The following is a 1,603-nucleotide window of genomic DNA, read 5'->3' as shown; positions in this document are numbered from 1 at the left end:
TCGTCGACGGCGACCCGGAGCTCGACGGGGACGCGAGCCCCGGCGGGGGCGGTCGCGGCGACCTCGCGGAACCGCGCCCGGTCGGTGTGAACGGAACCGTGCATGGATCAGGGTTCGCCGGCACCGGTGAAACGGTTGCGGTCGTTCGAGCGCCTCGCCGGGGCCGACCGCGTCCGATTCAGAACTCCTCGGCCCGCTGGATCCACGTCGCCGCACGCTTCTCGCCCACCTTCGCCCCCTCGGCGACGTCGGCCGGGTCGGCCGCCGCGAGGTCCGCGACGGAGTGGATCCCCATCTCGGACAGCCGCTCGCTGTACGCCGGTCCGATCCCCTTGATCCCCTCGACCGGGTCGCCGTCGGATTCGACGGCGGGCTCGTCCGTGTCGGTCGCGTCCGCGTCAGCCGCTTTCGCGTCGGTCGCGTCCGCGTCGGTCGCGTCCGCGTCGTCGTCGGGATCGGCGGCATTAGCGGGGGTGTCGTCGGCGGGTTCGGCGTCCGTGGTGTCCACGTCGTCGGTCTCGCCCGACTCGCCGTCGTCGACCGGTTCGGGCTCGGTATCGACTCCCACGGCATCGGCGGACTCCGCGTGATCGGCGGACTCCGCCGTCTCGGCGGTCGTCCCGTCGTCCACGGTCGACGAGTCGTCTTCGCCGTCCGCGTCCTTCTCGACGGTCACCGTCGTCTCCCCGCCGTCGTGGTCCGTCGAGTTGCTCCCGAAGCCGAGCTTCGCCTTGATCTTCTGTAATAGTGCCATTGCCGGGGAATACACGCGCGGGATATTTAAACACCGGCGACGGGCCTACCGGTCCCGCGCGAACGTGTGAGGCGGCGTTCCACCGGTAGACGAGCTGCTCGGCTGCGTCCCCCCGCCGCTCGTCCCTCGATCGACTCCGGAAGGCCTCCTTCACTCATATATAAGTAACGCCGCTCGCAACGGATCGCATGACGCTGATCCACGCGGTCATGTGGTCGCTGCACGTCGGCTTCGCGATCCTCTGGACGGGGAGCGTGCTGTTCGTCTCACTCGCTGTCGTCCCGCCGGCGACCCGCGGCGACGTCGGGGGAAAACTCCTCTCGACGGTCGTCGGCCGACTCCGATGGATAACCCGGATCGGTGCGCTCGTCTTCGTCGCCACCGGCGGACACATGGCCGGGCAGCTGTACACGGCCGACACGCTCACCGGCACCGGTGCCGGCCACCTCGTCCTGACGATGATCGCCCTCTGGTTCCTCATCACCGGGCTCGTCGAGGTCGCTGGCTCGAAGGCGGTCGCCGGACTCGACGGCGACATCGCCGGCGCGGCCGCCGACGCGAAACCGTTCTTCTACGCGGCCGCCGGCCTCTCCGTCGCGCTGATCCTCACTGCGGGGCTGCTGGCGAACCCGTTCGGCTTATAAGCATCGTCGCGGCCGGTCGGGATATGTGATACGCGGCTACGCGACAGGTCGAGAGACGTTATAAGTGATCGCGGAGCGCCCGGTTCATCGCCTCGACCGGCGCGTCCCGCCCGGTCCAGCGCTCGAACGCCTCGACGCCCTGGAACAGCAGCATCCACGCCCCGTCGACGGTCGTCGCGCCCGCGGCCGCGGCGTCGGCGACCAG

At 70.0% G+C, this 1,603-nt stretch carries 2 protein-coding genes and 1 pseudogene; 1 reads left to right on the top strand and 2 read right to left on the bottom strand.

All coding sequences use genetic code 11. The annotated features are described in order from the left end of the window. Positions 1 to 178: 178 nt before the first annotated feature. Positions 179 to 754: a helix-hairpin-helix domain-containing protein gene (locus tag ACFQEU_RS15560; protein WP_379783641.1), complete on the bottom strand. Its 576-nt coding sequence runs from the start codon at positions 752 to 754 to the stop codon at positions 179 to 181. A 188-nt stretch (positions 755 to 942) separates the two neighbouring features. Here ACFQEU_RS15560 and ACFQEU_RS15555 point away from each other — a divergent pair, with 188 nt between their 5' ends. Next, entirely contained in the window at positions 943 to 1,398 is a 456-nt protein-coding gene (locus ACFQEU_RS15555; protein ID WP_379783639.1) for a transporter, read from the top strand. Between the two features lie 58 nt (positions 1,399 to 1,456). Here the strand turns inward: ACFQEU_RS15555 and ACFQEU_RS15550 are convergent. Continuing rightward, positions 1,457 to 1,603: pseudogene (locus ACFQEU_RS15550) on the bottom strand (shikimate dehydrogenase); the annotation flags it as partial.

This window comes from Halorubrum tibetense (assembly GCF_042661865.1).
GTDB classification, from domain to species: Archaea; Halobacteriota; Halobacteria; order Halobacteriales; family Haloferacaceae; genus Halorubrum; species Halorubrum tibetense.
The sequence above is the reverse complement of the archived record's forward strand: the minus strand, read 5'-3'. Positions and strand labels throughout refer to the sequence as shown.